The 15,019-nt window shown below is 61.3% G+C and carries 14 protein-coding genes; 10 read left to right on the top strand and 4 right to left on the bottom strand.

The window, feature by feature from the left end:
• Nucleotides 1–72: 72 nt before the first annotated feature.
• The gene (locus tag NA645_RS15250) at nucleotides 73–1,008 is read right to left on the bottom strand and encodes a GGDEF domain-containing protein (protein ID WP_256049615.1); all 936 of its coding nucleotides are present in this window, start codon (nucleotides 1,006–1,008) and stop codon (nucleotides 73–75) included.
• A gap of 212 nt (nucleotides 1,009–1,220) precedes the next feature.
• Nucleotides 1,221–1,877 (bottom strand): alpha/beta hydrolase, encoded by a 657-nt coding sequence (locus NA645_RS15245; protein ID WP_256049614.1) that lies wholly within the window; start codon nucleotides 1,875–1,877, stop codon nucleotides 1,221–1,223.
• Between the two features lie 338 nt (nucleotides 1,878–2,215).
• On the opposite strand from NA645_RS15245, the gene NA645_RS15240 reads away from it, so the two are divergent.
• From NA645_RS15240 to NA645_RS15215, 6 genes are all read left to right on the top strand, one after another.
• Nucleotides 2,216–3,244, top strand: a complete 1,029-nt coding sequence (locus tag NA645_RS15240) for an amino acid ABC transporter substrate-binding protein (RefSeq protein ID WP_256049613.1) — start codon at nucleotides 2,216–2,218, stop codon at nucleotides 3,242–3,244.
• A gap of 88 nt (nucleotides 3,245–3,332) precedes the next feature.
• Nucleotides 3,333–4,517, top strand: coding sequence for an amino acid ABC transporter permease (locus NA645_RS15235; protein ID WP_256049612.1), 1,185 nt, complete (start codon nucleotides 3,333–3,335; stop codon nucleotides 4,515–4,517).
• Nucleotides 4,518–4,527: 10 nt separating this feature from the next.
• Nucleotides 4,528–5,625: an amino acid ABC transporter permease gene (locus NA645_RS15230; RefSeq protein WP_256049611.1), complete on the top strand. Its 1,098-nt coding sequence runs from the start codon at nucleotides 4,528–4,530 to the stop codon at nucleotides 5,623–5,625.
• Between the two features lie 10 nt (nucleotides 5,626–5,635).
• A complete protein-coding gene (locus tag NA645_RS15225; protein ID WP_131650685.1) occupies nucleotides 5,636–6,412 on the top strand; it encodes an amino acid ABC transporter ATP-binding protein in 777 nt (258 codons plus the stop codon).
• Between the two features lie 175 nt (nucleotides 6,413–6,587).
• Nucleotides 6,588–10,484, top strand: coding sequence for a phosphoribosylformylglycinamidine synthase (gene purL, locus NA645_RS15220; RefSeq protein WP_256049610.1), 3,897 nt, complete (start codon nucleotides 6,588–6,590; stop codon nucleotides 10,482–10,484).
• 207 nt (nucleotides 10,485–10,691) lie between these two features.
• Nucleotides 10,692–11,009: a YqfO family protein gene (locus tag NA645_RS15215; RefSeq protein ID WP_256049609.1), complete on the top strand. Its 318-nt coding sequence runs from the start codon at nucleotides 10,692–10,694 to the stop codon at nucleotides 11,007–11,009.
• Nucleotides 11,010–11,167: 158 nt separating this feature from the next.
• Here the strand turns inward: NA645_RS15215 and NA645_RS15210 are convergent, their stop codons facing one another.
• Together NA645_RS15210 and NA645_RS15205 are read right to left on the bottom strand one after the other, a co-directional pair.
• The gene (locus NA645_RS15210; protein ID WP_256049608.1) at nucleotides 11,168–11,668 is read right to left on the bottom strand and encodes a L,D-transpeptidase family protein; all 501 of its coding nucleotides are present in this window, start codon (nucleotides 11,666–11,668) and stop codon (nucleotides 11,168–11,170) included.
• Nucleotides 11,669–11,693: 25 nt separating this feature from the next.
• Nucleotides 11,694–12,248, bottom strand: a complete 555-nt coding sequence (locus tag NA645_RS15205; RefSeq protein WP_256049607.1) for an NUDIX hydrolase — start codon at nucleotides 12,246–12,248, stop codon at nucleotides 11,694–11,696.
• A 188-nt stretch (nucleotides 12,249–12,436) separates the two neighbouring features.
• Here NA645_RS15205 and NA645_RS15200 point away from each other — a divergent pair, with 188 nt between their 5' ends.
• From NA645_RS15200 to purT, 4 genes are read left to right on the top strand one after another with little or no spacing between them, the layout of a single operon-like run.
• Nucleotides 12,437–13,051: a CoA pyrophosphatase gene (locus tag NA645_RS15200; protein WP_256049606.1), complete on the top strand. Its 615-nt coding sequence runs from the start codon at nucleotides 12,437–12,439 to the stop codon at nucleotides 13,049–13,051.
• A gap of 2 nt (nucleotides 13,052–13,053) precedes the next feature.
• Nucleotides 13,054–13,578, top strand: coding sequence for a gamma carbonic anhydrase family protein (locus NA645_RS15195; protein ID WP_256049697.1), 525 nt, complete (start codon nucleotides 13,054–13,056; stop codon nucleotides 13,576–13,578).
• Nucleotides 13,575–13,766, top strand: coding sequence for a DUF1289 domain-containing protein (locus NA645_RS15190; protein WP_256049605.1), 192 nt, complete (start codon nucleotides 13,575–13,577; stop codon nucleotides 13,764–13,766). Before NA645_RS15195 ends, NA645_RS15190 begins: the two co-directional genes overlap by 4 nt.
• A 57-nt stretch (nucleotides 13,767–13,823) precedes the next feature.
• Nucleotides 13,824–15,005 carry a formate-dependent phosphoribosylglycinamide formyltransferase gene (gene purT, locus NA645_RS15185; RefSeq protein ID WP_256049604.1) on the top strand — a complete coding sequence of 394 codons (1,182 nt, stop codon included), beginning with the start codon at nucleotides 13,824–13,826 and terminating at the stop codon, nucleotides 15,003–15,005.
• The last annotated feature ends 14 nt before the right edge of the window (nucleotides 15,006–15,019 follow it).

The following is a 15,019-nucleotide window of genomic DNA, read 5'->3' as shown; positions in this document are numbered from 1 at the left end:
GCCCGCCAGTGTAATGCAAGAAGCAGATACGGCGAAGACTTGCTCTGAGCCGCCATCGCGGTTGCCCGCTCGTCAGCCGCAGACGCAGTTTCGTCCCTGCGCCTTGGCCTGATAAAGCGCCTGGTCGGCGATCTGGATCAGCCTTTTCAAATCGTCATTGGATTGCATCGGCGCAACGCCGATAGAAATCGTGACGCCCGGCAGCGTGCCGATCGGCGAGCGGAACGAGGTGATTTCATCGAGGCTCTGGCGCAGGCGTTCGCCAACATTGCGTGCATCGTCCAGTCCCATGTCGGGAAGCAGGATCACGAACTCCTCGCCGCCGTAGCGCACCAGGCTGTCGCTCGGACGGAGCAACTTCCCAAGCGTGTCGACCACCAGGCAAAGCGCATGGTCGCCAGCCAGATGTCCGTGTCGGTCGTTGTAATCCTTGAACCGGTCGACGTCGAGCATCAGGAGCGACAGCGGTTGGCCGTTGAAGGCGCAGCGGGTGCTCTCGCGGTTATAGATGTGTTCCAGCCAGCGGCGGTTGAAAGAACCGGTCAGGGTGTCGACGTTGGCATTCTGCTCACTGTTGATGATCAAACGATCGCTCAGGCGAACACGCTGGCAAAGCAGTTCGGCGAGGTTCTGCATCAGCCGGGGCGACCGCGTCAGCAGCGGCATCGAGCGGCGATGAAGCCGCAGCAGTTCCGAAGACTCGAGCGCAACGACGTAAGCCGATGGCGGCAGATTGTCCATGAAGCTGATTTCGCCAGCGCAATCGCCCGGTCCGATGGCGCGTACGGGTGGGCTATCGAGCGAGTCGAGGTGGACGGCGAGTTCGCCACTGAGAACCAGGTAAAGATATTGATTGTGCTCCAGCGGCGTGAGCAGAACGTCTCCGGCGGCCAGCGTGCACGGCTCGAAAGCCTCCTGCATCAGCCGCAGGCAGGGTTCGTCGACATGCTCCAGAAGGCGCGCCTGTTTGAGGTGCCGCATCTCGGCCCGCCATTCGGCAAGCTTCATTGCTGCCATATCCGGCTGGGTGGTTTGTTCGTCATGGCTATCGCAAGGGCCTTGTAATGACCGGCAGGGTCGGCTTCGTCTGGCCGCGATGTGCGCTGCAATGGCAGGCGCATCGAGTTTTCTACCAATCCCAAGCGTAGCCTTGTTTTGTGATCAGAACAGGCGCGCGGCATCACATTTTCTTATGCTGCGCGCTCGCCTGTCTTTGACGATCAACCGAGGCGCGCAGCGAGCCAATCGCCGATATCGCGGATCTCATCGGGCACCACTTCGTGGGCCATTGGATAGTCCTTCCACTGGGCCGAAACCTCGTTTTGCACCAGGCATTCATAAGCGGCTCGTCCCATAGCGGGCGGCACAACGTCATCTCTCGAACCGTGCAGGCAAAGCACCGGCAGGCTCGCCTGTAATGGCGACAGCTCCAGGTCATCGTTGAAGGTAGGCGCGTAGGTCGACAACGTCATAACCCCGCCGAGCGGCCCGGCCCAGCGCAGGAAGGCGGTGTGATAGACCACCGCGCCGCCCTGGGAAAAACCTGCCAGGAAAATTCTCCTAGGGTCGATGCCGCTGTCGCGCTGCGCCTCGATCAGCGCTATCACGGCCTGCGCCGACTGCTCGAGTTGGGCTTGGTTGATGGCCCGAGCCGGGTTCATGGCGAGGATGTCGTACCAGCTAGGCATCGCCCAGCCGCCGTTGATCGTTACCGCCTGGGTAGGCGCTTGAGGCAGCACGAAGCGTGTCTGCAGCAGGCGCTGCTGCAGTGCTTCGGCTACCGGTAGAAAATCGTAGCGATCGGCACCGAGGCCGTGTAGCCAGATGACGCATGAGTCCGCGGTGTTGGCAGGTTCGATGATCAAAGGGTCGCTCATGTTGGGCTCCATCTGGGTGCCCGCCTCAAGTTGGGGCAGGCGTAAAGGGTGAATGCGGCAATATGCGGCGAGGTTACCTGCACCGGCCCGTGCGATGAAGCGGGAAGATAGCGGAAATGCGCTTTCGCTCGTTCTGGTATGCCGCTTGCTTTGGCCCTTGCGCCATCTGCGCCGGTGTCGTCTGCGTTCTTGCAGGCGAACGCATCGGGAGGAGTTGCCGATCATCAATCGGCGGCTAGACTCAGGTCAGGTCCTTCAGCCGTTACGTCGGCAGGCATGTTGCGATGCAGGCGGAAGACCCCGACCCAGCAGAATAAAAAAGCAAACTGGAGGTTTCGATGATAAGGGTTAAATCCACACTGGCCGTGCTTGGTGCCGCGACACTTTTGGGCGCCAGCGGCTTGGCTCAGGCAGGGGCGACCCTGGATGCGGTGAAAAGCAAAGGCTTCGTGCAGTGCGGTATCAGCGACGGGTTGCCGGGCTTTTCATATGCCGACGCCAAGGGCGAGTACAAGGGAATCGATGTGGATGTCTGCCGCGCGGTAGCGGCTGCGGTATTTGGCGATGCGAGCAAGGTGAAATTCAGCCCGCTGACCGCCAAGGAGCGCTTCACCGCACTGCAATCGGGTGAGGTCGACGTGCTTTCGCGCAACACCACCTGGACCAGTTCGCGCGACTCGGCGATGGGTCTGAATTTCACAGGTGTCACCTACTACGACGGCCAGGGGTTTCTGGTGAACAAGGAGCTCGGCGTGTCCAGTGCCAAGGAGCTCGATGGCGCCACGGTGTGCATCCAGGCCGGCACCACCACGGAGCTGAACCTCTCCGATTACTTCCGCGCCAACAGTCTCAAGTACACGCCCATTACCTACGACACGTCGGATGAAAGTGCCAAGTCGCTGGAATCCGGTCGCTGCGATGTGCTCACCTCCGACCAGTCTCAGCTCTATGCGCAGCGCATCAAGTTGGCCAAGCCGGACGACTACATCGTGCTCCCTGAGGTCATTTCCAAAGAGCCGCTCGGCCCGGCGGTTCGCCAAGGCGACGAGGAGTGGTTCGATATCGTGCGCTGGTCGCTCTTCGCGATGATCAATGCCGAAGAGCTTGGCGTTACGGCGGCGAACGTCGAGGACACCGCGAAGAACACCAAGAACCCAGATGTTGCGCGTCTGCTCGGTGCTGAAGGCGAATATGGCAAGGATCTGAAATTGCCGAAGGACTGGGCAGTGCAGATCGTCAAGCAGGTCGGCAACTACGGCGAAGTGTTCGAGCGCAACATCGGCTCCGGTAGTGAGTTGAAGATCGAACGCGGGCTGAATGCGCTCTGGAACAATGGGGGCCTCCAATACGCACCGCCGGTGCGTTGATCGAGCCGGGCCGACGCATAGTCGGCCCTGTTTCAAGGATGAGCGATGCCGGTGCGCTCGTACCGGCGGCGCCGAATGAGGTTTCTTGATGCGAACCATTGCCAAATCGGGGGCGGCGCGCGGCTCGCTGCTCACGGATCCACAGGCGCGTGCCTGGCTGTTTCAGATCATCGCCGTCATTACTGTCATCGCGATCGGCTGGTTTTTGTTTCACAACACCCAGACCAATCTTGCCCACCGGGGAATCAATTCCGGTTTCGGATTTCTCGATAACGCCGCCGGTTTCGGCATCCCCCAACACCTGATCGACTACAGCGAAAGCGACTCATACGGCCGGGTGTTTTGGGTCGGTTTGCTCAATACGCTGCTCGTAAGCGTGGTCGGCATCATCCTGGCAACTGTCATCGGCTTCATTCTCGGCATAGGCCGATTGTCGCCGAACTGGCTGATCCGCCAGATTGCCACTGTTTATATCGAGATATTCCGCAACATTCCGCCGCTGCTGCAGATCTTCTTCGTCTACTTCGCGGTGCTCAGCCCGTTGCCAGGGCCGCGCGACAGCTTGAGCCTGTGGGACATCATCTTCGTCAACAACCGGGGCATACAGATGCCTTCTCCGAGCGCGGGGGAAGGCTTCTGGCCGTTCTGGATCGCGTTGTTTCTGGCGCTGGCGGCCATCGTCCTGCTCAACCGTTGGGCGCGGGCCCGGCGTCATGCCACGGGGCAATCGTTCCCGGTGTTCTGGACCAGTCTCGGGTTGTTCATCGGGATTCCAGGGCTATGTGCACTGGTGTTTGGCGGGCCGTTCCTCTGGGAGATTCCGGAACTGCAGCGCTTCAACATTCGTGGCGGGTGGGTGGTGATTCCCGAGCTGGTGTCCATCGTGCTGGCACTGTCGATCTACACGGCAGCTTTCATCGGCGAAACCGTGCGCGCCGGCATTCAATCGGTGAGCCATGGCCAGACCGAAGCGGCCGCTTCGCTGGGGCTGCGACCCAGCCGCGTGCTGCGGCTGGTCATCGTGCCGCAGGCGTTGCGCGTGATCATCCCGCCGTTGACCAGCCAGTATCTCAACTTGGCGAAGAACTCCTCGCTGGCGGCCGCCATCGGCTACCCCGACATGGTCTCGCTGTTCGCTGGCACGGTACTCAACCAGACCGGTCAGGCGATCGAAACCATGGCAATCACCATGAGCGTGTACCTGGCCATCAGCATCAGCATTTCGCTGCTAATGAACTGGTACAACAAGCGCATCGCGCTGATTGAACGGTGAGGACAGGCTCATGACAACTCATATTTTCAAGCCTGACCTGCCGGCACCTTCGCGCAACATCGGCGTGGTCGGTTGGCTACGGGCCAATCTGTTTTCCAGCTGGGTCAATACGTTGATGACGCTGGTCGGCCTGTATCTGATCTGGATGATCGTCCCGCCGATCATCGACTGGGCCATCATCAAGGCTGACTGGACCGGCGAGACGCGCGCCGACTGCTCTCGGGAAGGCGCGTGCTGGGTGTTCATTCAGACGCGTTTCAGCCAGTTCATGTACGGCTTCTACCCGACGGAGCTGCGTTGGCGGGTGGATGCCGCCGCCTGGCTGGCGATTCTCGGCGCGGCTCCGCTGTTCTTCCGGCAGATGCCACGCAAGGTGCACTACGGCATCGGCTATCTGCTGCTGTATCCATTGCTGGCTTACTGGCTACTGCACGGCGGCTTTTTCGGTCTGGAAACGGTCCCGACGTCGCGCTGGGGCGGGTTGATGCTGACCATCGTGATCGCCGCCGTTGGCATTGCTGGCGCTTTGCCGATGGGCATCCTGCTGGCGCTGGGGCGGCGCTCGGACATGCCGGCGATCCGCGTGCTGTGCGTCACCTTCATCGAGTTCTGGCGCGGCGTGCCGCTGATTACCGTGCTGTTCATGTCATCGGTCATGCTGCCGCTGTTCCTGCCCGAGGAGATGAACCTCGACAAGCTGATGCGGGCCATGGTGATGGTGATCTTCTTCGAGGCCGCCTACATCGCAGAAGTGGTACGCGGCGGCCTGCAGGCGATACCCAAGGGCCAGTACGAAGCGGCGGCGGCGATGGGCCTGGGCTACTGGCGCAGCATGGTCCTGGTGATCCTGCCGCAGGCACTGAAGATGGTCATTCCCGGCATCGTCAATACCTTCATCGCGCTGTTCAAGGACACCAGCCTGGTGATCATCATCGGCCTGTTCGACTTCCTCAACAGCATCAAGCGCGCGACTTCGGATCCTGCCTGGCTCGGCATGTCCACCGAGGGTTACGTCTTTGCGGCGCTGGTTTACTGGATTTTCTGTTTCGGCATGTCGCGCTATTCCATGCACCTGGAGCGCAAGCTCGACACCAGCCACCGGTCTTAGGAGAGACACCATGAGCGATACATCACTGCAAGCCGGGCAGCCTGAGCGCTCCGGCGAACCGGTCATCCAGATGCAGGGCGTGAACAAGTGGTTCGGCCAGTTCCATGTACTCAAGGACATCGACCTGAGCGTCACCCAGGGCGAGCGCATCGTGCTGTGCGGGCCTTCCGGCTCGGGCAAATCGACCACTATTCGCTGCCTCAACCGGCTCGAAGAGCACCAAAAGGGCCGCATCGTGATTAACGGCGTGGAGCTGACCAACGACCTCAAGCAGATCGAGGCTATTCGCAGCGAAGTGGGCATGGTTTTCCAGCATTTCAATCTATTCCCGCACCTGACGGTGTTGCAGAACTGCACGCTGGCACCCATGTGGGTGCGCAAGCTGCCGCGACGCCAGGCGGAAGAGATCGCCATGCATTACCTGGAGCGCGTGCGCATTCCGGAACAGGCTGACAAATTTCCCGGGCAGCTGTCCGGCGGCCAGCAGCAGCGCGTGGCCATCGCTCGTGCCTTGTGTATGAAGCCCAAGATCATGCTGTTCGACGAACCCACTTCGGCGCTGGATCCGGAAATGGTCAAGGAGGTGCTGGATACCATGGTCGGCCTCGCCGAGAGCGGCATGACCATGCTCTGCGTGACCCACGAAATGGGCTTCGCCCGTACCGTTGCCGATCGGGTGATCTTCATGGACAAGGGCGAAATCGTCGAACAGGCCGATCCGGAGGTGTTCTTTACCAATCCAGTCAATGAGCGAACGAAACTGTTCTTAAGCCAGATACTGCATTAAAGAGCAGCGAGGGGTAGGGTGGGCTTCAGCCCACCATTGGATCTCGTGGACTCTGGTGGGCTGAAGCGGAGCGCCACCCGGCCCACCTACTGGGTACCCTGAGAACTGCCCCTTGCCCATCGTCATAGGCTAGAATACGCGGCCCGACTGCTCCCTCTCCGAGGCTGTTCCGACGATGTTGATCCTGCGCGGCGCTCCCGCTCTTTCCGCCTTCCGTCACGGCAAGCTCCTGGCACAACTGACCGCGAAGGTCCCCGCTGTAAGCGGGCTGTATGCCGAGTTCGCTCATTTCGCTGAAGTATCCGGCACGCTTGGTGCGGACGAGGAGCAAGTGCTCGCCCGGCTGCTCAAGTATGGCCCGAGCGTCCCTGTGCAGGAGCCGGCTGGCCGACTGTTCCTGGTGGTGCCGCGTTTCGGCACTATTTCGCCCTGGTCGAGCAAGGCCAGCGATATCGCCCACAATTGCGGGCTGGGCAAGATCCAGCGCCTGGAGCGCGGCATCGCCTTCTATGTGCAGGGTGAAATCAGCGACGCCGATGTGCAGCTTATCGCTGCCACATTGCATGACCGTATGACCCAGCTGGTACTCGAACGCTTTGAGGACGCCGCCAACCTGTTCAGCCACGCACAGCCCAAGCCGCTCACCGCGGTGGATGTGCTCGGTGGTGGCCGTGCCGCGTTGGAGCAGGCCAACGTCGAGCTGGGCCTGGCGCTGGCCGACGACGAGATCGATTACCTGGTGACCAGCTTCACCGGTCTGGGGCGCAACCCCCACGACATCGAATTGATGATGTTTGCCCAGGCGAACTCCGAGCACTGTCGGCACAAGATATTCAACGCCAGCTGGGACATCGACGGTGAAAGCCAGGACAAGTCCCTGTTCGGCATGATCAAGAACACCTACCAAATGCATTCCGAAGGCGTGCTGTCGGCCTACAAGGACAACGCCTCGGTGATCGTCGGCCACGAGGCCGGGCGGTTCTACCCCAATCCCGAGACCGGCGAGTACGCGGCGACCCGCCAGCCGGTACACATTCTGATGAAGGTAGAAACCCACAACCACCCGACCGCCATCGCGCCGTTCCCCGGCGCAGCCACCGGTTCAGGTGGCGAGATCCGTGACGAAGGCGCCACCGGCCGCGGTTCCAAGCCCAAGGCGGGGCTGACCGGTTTCACCGTTTCCAACCTGAACATTCCCGATTTCGAGCAGCCCTGGGAAAGGCCCTACGGCAAGCCCGAACGCATCGTCACGCCGCTGGACATCATGATCGAAGGCCCGCTGGGTGGTGCGGCGTTTAATAACGAATTCGGCCGCCCGGCGTTGGCTGGCTATTTCCGCACTTTCGAGCAGCGCATCGAAACGCCCCGTGGCGAAGAAGTGCGCGGCTACCACAAGCCGATCATGCTGGCCGGCGGTCTGGGCAACATCCGTGAAGATCACGTGCAGAAGGGCGAGATTTCGGTCGGCGGCAAGCTGATCGTGCTCGGCGGCCCGGCGATGCTGATTGGCCTCGGCGGCGGCGCGGCCTCTTCCATGGCCACTGGCGCCAGCTCGGCGGATTTGGATTTCGCCTCGGTGCAGCGTGACAACCCGGAAATGGAGCGTCGTTGCCAGGAAGTCATCGACCGCTGCTGGCAGCTGGGCGAACAGAACCCGATCAAGTTCATCCACGACGTCGGCGCCGGTGGACTGTCCAACGCCTTCCCGGAGCTGGTCAATGATGGCGGTCGCGGCGGTCGCTTCGATCTGCGCAACATTCCCAACGACGAGCCGGGCATGGCGCCGCACGAGATCTGGTGCAACGAGTCGCAGGAGCGCTACGTGCTCTCGGTGGACGCTGGCGATTTCGAACGCTTCAAGGCCATCTGCGAGCGTGAGCGTTGCCCGTTCGCGGTAGTTGGTGAGGCCACCGAAGAGCCGCACCTGACCGTCGCCGACAGCCATTTCGGCAACAAGCCGGTGGACATGCCTCTCAACGTGCTGCTCGGCAAGACGCCGCGCATGCACCGCAGCGCCAGCCGCGAAGCCGAGCTGGGCGACGATTTTAGCGCGGCCTCGGTCTATCTGGATGACGCCGTTGGCCGCGTGCTGCGCCATCCGGCGGTGGCCAGCAAGAGCTTCCTGATCACCATCGGCGACCGCAGCATCACCGGCATGGTGGCGCGCGATCAGATGGTCGGCCCCTGGCAGGTGCCGGTGGCTGACTGCGCCGTGACCACTACCAGCTACGACGTCAACACCGGCGAAGCCATGGCCATGGGCGAGCGCACTCCGCTGGCTCTGCTGGATGCCCCGGCGTCCGGTCGCATGGCGATTGGCGAGACGCTGACCAACCTCGCCGCCGCGCGCATCGAGAAGCTGTCCGACATCAAGCTGTCCGCCAACTGGATGGCCGCCGCCGGCCACCCGGGCGAAGACGCACGGCTGTACGACACGGTCAAAGCCGTCGGCATGGAGCTCTGCCCCCAGCTGGGCCTGACCATTCCGGTGGGCAAGGACTCGATGTCAATGAAGACCCGCTGGGAGGAAGATGGCGCCGAGAAGAGCGTTACCTCGCCCATGTCGCTGGTCGTCTCCGGCTTCGCGCCAGTGGTCGATGTGCGCAAGACGCTGACCCCGCAGTTGCGCCTGGACAAGGGCGCCACCGACCTGATCCTGATCGACCTGGGCCGTGGCCAGAACCGCATGGGCGCGTCGATCCTGGCCCAGGTGTACGGCAAGCTTGGCCGCCAGGCACCGGATGTCGACGATGCCGAGGATCTGCAGGCCTTCTTCGCGGTGATCCAGGGACTGAACGCCGATGGTTTGCTGCAGGCCTATCATGACCGTTCCGACGGCGGTCTGTTGACCACTGTGCTGGAGATGGCCTTCGCCGGCCACTGCGGGCTGAACCTGAACCTCGACGGCTTGCTGGATGATGCCGACGAAATTCCGGCCGTATTGTTCAACGAGGAACTGGGCGCCGTCATTCAGGTGCGCCAGGACGACACCGAAATCGTCCTCGCTCAGTTCAGCGCCGCTGGCCTCGGTGATTGCGTCGCGGTGATCGGTCAGCCGGCCAACAATGGCTACATCTCGATCCGGCTTGCCGGCAGCGAAGTGTTCAGTGGAGATCGCCGCCTACTGCAGCAGCAGTGGAGCGAGACCAGCTATCGCATCCAGCGCCTACGCGACAACGTTGAGTGCGCCGATCAGGAATTCGATGCGCTGCTGGAAGAGGACAACCCCGGCCTCAACGTCAAGCTCAGCTTCGACGTCAACCAGGACATCGCCGCGCCCTACATCAAGCGCGGCGTGCGACCACAGGTGGCGATCCTGCGTGAGCAGGGCGTTAACGGCCAGACCGAGATGGCGGCCGCTTTCGACCGCGCCGGTTTCGCCGCGGTGGACGTGCATATGAGCGACATTCTGTCGGGACGCATCAGCCTGGAGCGCTTCAAGGGCCTGGTGGCCTGTGGCGGTTTCTCTTATGGCGACGTGCTCGGCGCGGGTGAAGGCTGGGCCAAGTCGATCCTGTTCAACAGCCGTGCGCGTGAGGAATTCAGCGCTTTCTTCGAGCGCAGCGACAGCTTCGGCCTGGGCATCTGCAACGGTTGCCAGATGCTTTCCAATCTGCACGAACTGGTACCCGGCAGCGAATCTTGGCCACATTTCGTGCGCAACCGCTCCGAGCAGTTCGAGGCACGTGTGGCCATGGTTCAGGTGCAGGATTCGCCGTCGATCTTCCTGCAGGGCATGGCCGGTTCGCGTCTGCCGATCGCCATTGCGCACGGGGAAGGGCATGCGGAATTCGAAAGCGAGGAAGCACTGCTCGAGGCGGATCTGTCCGGCACCGTGGCCCTGCGTTACGTGGACAACCACGGCAAGGTTACCGAACGCTATCCGGCCAACCCTGGCGGCTCCCCGCGCGGTATCACCGGCCTGACCACACGCGATGGTCGCGTGACCATCATGATGCCGCACCCGGAGCGCGTCTTCCGGGCCGTGACCAACTCCTGGCGTCCGGATGAGTGGCAGGAAGATGGTGGCTGGATGCGCATGTTCCGCAATGCGCGAGTCTGGGTGGACTGAAGCCACTCGTTACTGGCACTGGAAAAAAAGCCCGGACACCTGTGTGCTCCGGGCTTTCTTTTTGTGGTCCAGTCGTCAGCGTTTCGCTGAACCAAGCCCGCAGGGACACGTCTGATCGTTGATCGATAGCAGTGCTTGATGTTTCGGCTTCTGGCAAATTGGTTTTGTAAGGCGGCATCTGGTCCGCCCCTGGTTCCGGAGAGGCTGATGTACAAGCTGTGTTTCTATGTTCCCGAAAGCCATCTGGATGATGTGAAGGAAGCGGTTTTCGCAGCGGGCGGTGGTCGTATCGGCGCCTATGACCATTGTTGTTGGCAGGTGCTCGGGCACGGCCAGTACCGACCGCTGGAGGGCAGTCAGCCCTATCTGGGCGAGCAGGGTAACGTACAGCCGGTTTCGGAATGGAAGGTGGAGTTGGTAGTCGCCGACGAGTTGATCCACGACAGCGTCAAGGCCCTTAAGCGGGCGCACCCTTACGAAACGCCGGCGTTCGAGGTTTGGCGATTGTCGGATATGGTTTTCTAAAAGCAGTCCATACCCTGTTGGCGTTTCGTCGCGGTCGTGACGGAACTTACTCTTTTAAGGAGTGCAGTAGGGCCGAAACTTGTTCGGCCTCGCAATCTGCGGCCGCATGAATTCGGCCCTACGGACAGATACTGTTTTGCCTGAAACAGGAGCAGATCCTACGGCCTTATTTCGATCAGCGTGCCGTCTTTCACCAGATTCCATATCTCACGCATGTCATCGTTCTTCAGCGCGATGCAGCCCTCGGTCCAGTCAAGGGTATGGAAGAACCACTCGGGGTATTCCTCATCCAGCGGCGTGCCGTGAAGCATGATCATGCTGCCTGGTCGTGCGCCCTCGGCACGGGCGCGGGCCAGATCCCTGGCGTTCGGGTAGGAGATGTGCATCGCCAGGTTGTACTTGTCGGACGTTTTGCGCCAATCGATCCAGTACAACCCTTCTGGCGTTCGCTGATCGCCTTCGCGCTGCTTGGGACCGGGCTGTTTTCCCAGCGAGACGCGATAGCTTTTCATCGTCACTCCCCGGCTGATCAAGTGCAGCTGGCGTTCCGATTTGACCACCAGCACCTTGTCGATAAACGAGGCATCGAAGACTGGCGCAGCGGTGGCGTGGGAAAGAGTGGCATAGGTGAAGCAGAAAATCGCTAACAGCCAGCGCATGAGGCGTTCCTGAATCCTGACGACATCAGACCTGTTTGCGCGCCATCCGCATGGGGGCGATGGCTTCGTTGCGCACCGGGAAGGTCTGCTGCACCCGGTCGGCGAAAAAGTATTCTAGGGTACGGCCCACGGTCGGGAAAGCCAGCTCTGACCAAGGGATCTCGGCCTGGTTGAAAAGCTTGACCTCGAGACTCTCGTCTCCTGCACAGAATCGATCATCGACCAGCTCGGCGCGAAAGAACGTGTAGACCTGGTTGATGTGCGGCAGGTCGAACAACATATAGAGGTGCAGGTCGGTGACTCTGGCGCAGGCTTCCTCCAACGTCTCTCGCTCTGCTGCCTGCTGCATGGTTTCACCGTTTTCCATGAAGCCGGCCGGTAGCGTCCAGTAGCCGCGCCGTGGCTCGATTGCGCGCCGGCAGAGCAATACGTATTCCCCCCGGACTGGCAGACAACCGGCGATGATCCGTGGATTCTGGTAATGAATCGTGTCGCAGGACGCACAGACGAAGCGGACTCGATTATCCCCGTCAGGTACCTGTTCGGTGATCGTGCTGCCACACTGGCTGCAGAATTTCATCGCGCTTCCTTCGATATACGGATCATCTGTCCAACGCTTAGAACTAGTTTGTCGCGAGAAGTCCGCTCATGCCAACTGTCGATTGCAGTTGGGGCTGCCTAGGGCGAACACCTGGTTTCGGCTCGCCTGTCTTGGGCGCCTCGGTGATTCATGCCATGATGCTTGCCAAAGACGGAAAGAGACGTTTCATGCTGGACAAGATACTCCAACGGGTGCGTGACTATTCCCCGCATCTTCTGGAGCCGGAAGGCCGGATGCCCGAAGCGGCGGTCTTGATGCCCATCACGCGTGGCGATTCGCCGGAACTGGTCCTGACCCTTCGCGCCAGTGGTCTATCCACTCATGGCGGCGAGGTGGCATTTCCCGGTGGCCGGCGTGATCCCGACGATCGAGATCTAGTCCATACCGCGTTGCGCGAAGCCGAGGAAGAAGTCGGCCTGGCTCCGGGGATAGTAGAAATCGTCGGGCCGCTGAGCAGCCTCGTATCGCTGCATGGCATCCACGTCACGCCTTATGTCGGCATCGTGCCGGACTATGTCGAATACCGCGCCAACGATGCTGAGATCGCGTCGGTGTTTTCCGTGCCGCTGGAGTTCTTCTGCCAAGACACGCGCGAAGTGACCCACCGAATCGATTACCAGGGGGTTGCCTGGTACGTTCCGTCTTACCGTTATGGCGAATACAAAATCTGGGGATTGACGGCCATCATGATCGTCGAACTGGTGAACCTGGTATACGACGCCGGGATCGAAATGCACCGCCCACCCGCCTCCTACATCGATCTGAGCCAGAAGAGGTCATGACCGTGAAATATCGCCTGGGTGATTCCCGCGTCGAAACCCACCCCGAGAGCTGGGTCGCACCAAACGCCACTCTGGTCGGCAAGATCCGCCTGGATGCGGGTGCCAACGTCTGGTTCGGTGCGGTGCTGCGTGGCGACAACGAACTGATCCATGTCGGCGTAAATAGCAACGTGCAGGACGGCAGTGTCATGCATACGGATATGGGCTATCCCCTGACGCTGGGAACCGGCGTCACCGTTGGGCATAACGCCATGCTGCACGGGTGTACTGTCGGCGATTACAGCCTGGTCGGGATCAACGCGGTGATCCTCAACGGGGCGAAGATCGGCAAGTACTGCATCATCGGCGCCAACACACTGATTGCCGAAGGTAAGGAAATCCCCGATGGCTCGCTGGTGGTCGGGTCGCCCGGCAAAGTGGTTCGCGAGCTGACCGAACAGCAGAAGAAGATGCTCGAAGCGAGCGCTGCGCATTACGTACACAACGCCCAGCGCTACGCGCGGGACCTGGCGGAGCAGGACGATTGACTGCTGACGACAAGCCGGTTGCGTCTCCCTGCGTCAGCATCTGCGCGCTGGACGAAGACGATTTCTGCACCGGCTGCCAGCGCAGCATCGACGAAATCCGTCGCTGGAGCCGGATGGACAATCTGGAGCGGCGTCAGGTGCTGCTGCGTTGTCACGAGCGGGCACGCGTCAGCGGGCTGCTGTTCTGACGCTGAAGAGCAACGCGTCGGCGCGACTTTATTAGTGTCTGTATAACGAGGACTTCCATGCCCCGAATAGGTACTCCGCTGTCGGCTAGTGCAACCCGTGTGCTGCTCTGTGGTTCCGGTGAGCTCGGCAAGGAGCTGGTCATCGAGCTTCAACGCTTGGGCGTTGAGGTCATCGCGGTGGACCGTTACGCCAACGCTCCTGCCATGCAGGTGGCGCACCGTCACCATGTCGTCGACATGCTCGACGGCGATGCGCTGAGGTCGATCATCGAACAGGAAAACCCGCATTTCATCGTGCCGGAAATCGAAGCGATCGCCACCGCGACGCTGGTGGAGTTGGAGCGCGAAGGCTATACGGTGATCCCCACGGCGCGGGCCGCGCAGCTCACCATGAACCGCGAAGGCATTCGCCGTCTGGCTGCCGAAGAGTTGGGTCTGCCGACTTCTCCGTACCGTTTCGCCGACTCGCTGGAGGAATGTCGCGCGGCGGTTTCCTTGCTCGGCTTCCCCTGCCTGATCAAGCCTGTCATGAGTTCGTCCGGCAAGGGCCAGTCGGTTCTGCGAAGTGAAGCCGATATCGTCACGGCCTGGGACTATGCGCAAGCTGGCGGTCGAGCCGGGAAAGGGCGGGTGATCGTCGAAGGTTTCGTCGATTTCGACTATGAAATCACGCTGCTGACCGTTCGGCATGCAGCTGGAACCGCCTTCTGCCAGCCGGTCGGGCATCGTCAGGAAAAAGGTGATTATCAGGAATCCTGGCAGCCGCAGCCGATGACTGCAGGCGCAATGGCCGAGGCTGAACGCATTGCGCTGGCGGTCACCGATGCGCTGGGTGGGCGTGGTATTTTCGGCGTCGAACTTTTCATCAAGGGCGACAAGGTCTGGTTCTGCGAGGTTTCACCCAGGCCGCACGATACGGGCTTGGTGACCCTTGTCTCCCAGGATCTTTCCGAGTTTGCGCTGCATGCCCGGGCAATCCTTGGGCTACCGGTTCCAGCGATCCGTCAGTTCGGGCCGTCGGCTTCGGCCGTGGTGCTGGTGGAAGGCGAGTCCGGGCAGGTGAGCTTCGGTAATCTGGCCGCGGCGCTGACCGAGCCAGATACCGCACTGCGTCTGTTCGGCAAGCCGGGCGTCAGTGGGCAGCGGCGAATGGGGGTGGCGCTGGCTCGCGACATGTCAATCGAGGCTGCGCGTGCCAAGGCGATGCGGGTGGCCTCGGCTATCGATATCGAATTCTGAAACTCAGGCGGGAC

It is taken from the genome of Stutzerimonas stutzeri, from assembly GCF_024448955.1.
Classification (GTDB): Bacteria; Pseudomonadota; Gammaproteobacteria; order Pseudomonadales; family Pseudomonadaceae; genus Stutzerimonas; species Stutzerimonas stutzeri_AQ.
The sequence above is the reverse complement of the archived record's forward strand: the minus strand, read 5'-3'. Positions and strand labels throughout refer to the sequence as shown.

Bases quoted from the DNA above. Each gene is read 5' to 3' on its own strand.
- NA645_RS15250 (WP_256049615.1), bottom strand. From the start codon at position 1,008: ATGAAGCTTGCCGAATGGCGGGCCGAGATGCGGCACCTCAAACAGGCG.
- NA645_RS15245 (WP_256049614.1), bottom strand. From the start codon at position 1,877: ATGAGCGACCCTTTGATCATCGAACCTGCCAACACCGCGGACTCATGC.
- NA645_RS15240 (WP_256049613.1), top strand. From the start codon at position 2,216: ATGATAAGGGTTAAATCCACACTGGCCGTGCTTGGTGCCGCGACACTT.
- NA645_RS15235 (WP_256049612.1), top strand. From the start codon at position 3,333: ATGCGAACCATTGCCAAATCGGGGGCGGCGCGCGGCTCGCTGCTCACG.
- NA645_RS15230 (WP_256049611.1), top strand. From the start codon at position 4,528: ATGACAACTCATATTTTCAAGCCTGACCTGCCGGCACCTTCGCGCAAC.
- NA645_RS15225 (WP_131650685.1), top strand. From the start codon at position 5,636: ATGAGCGATACATCACTGCAAGCCGGGCAGCCTGAGCGCTCCGGCGAA.
- purL (WP_256049610.1), top strand. From the start codon at position 6,588: ATGTTGATCCTGCGCGGCGCTCCCGCTCTTTCCGCCTTCCGTCACGGC.
- NA645_RS15215 (WP_256049609.1), top strand. From the start codon at position 10,692: ATGTACAAGCTGTGTTTCTATGTTCCCGAAAGCCATCTGGATGATGTG.
- NA645_RS15210 (WP_256049608.1), bottom strand. From the start codon at position 11,668: ATGCGCTGGCTGTTAGCGATTTTCTGCTTCACCTATGCCACTCTTTCC.
- NA645_RS15205 (WP_256049607.1), bottom strand. From the start codon at position 12,248: ATGAAATTCTGCAGCCAGTGTGGCAGCACGATCACCGAACAGGTACCT.
- NA645_RS15200 (WP_256049606.1), top strand. From the start codon at position 12,437: ATGCTGGACAAGATACTCCAACGGGTGCGTGACTATTCCCCGCATCTT.
- purT (WP_256049604.1), top strand. From the start codon at position 13,824: ATGCCCCGAATAGGTACTCCGCTGTCGGCTAGTGCAACCCGTGTGCTG.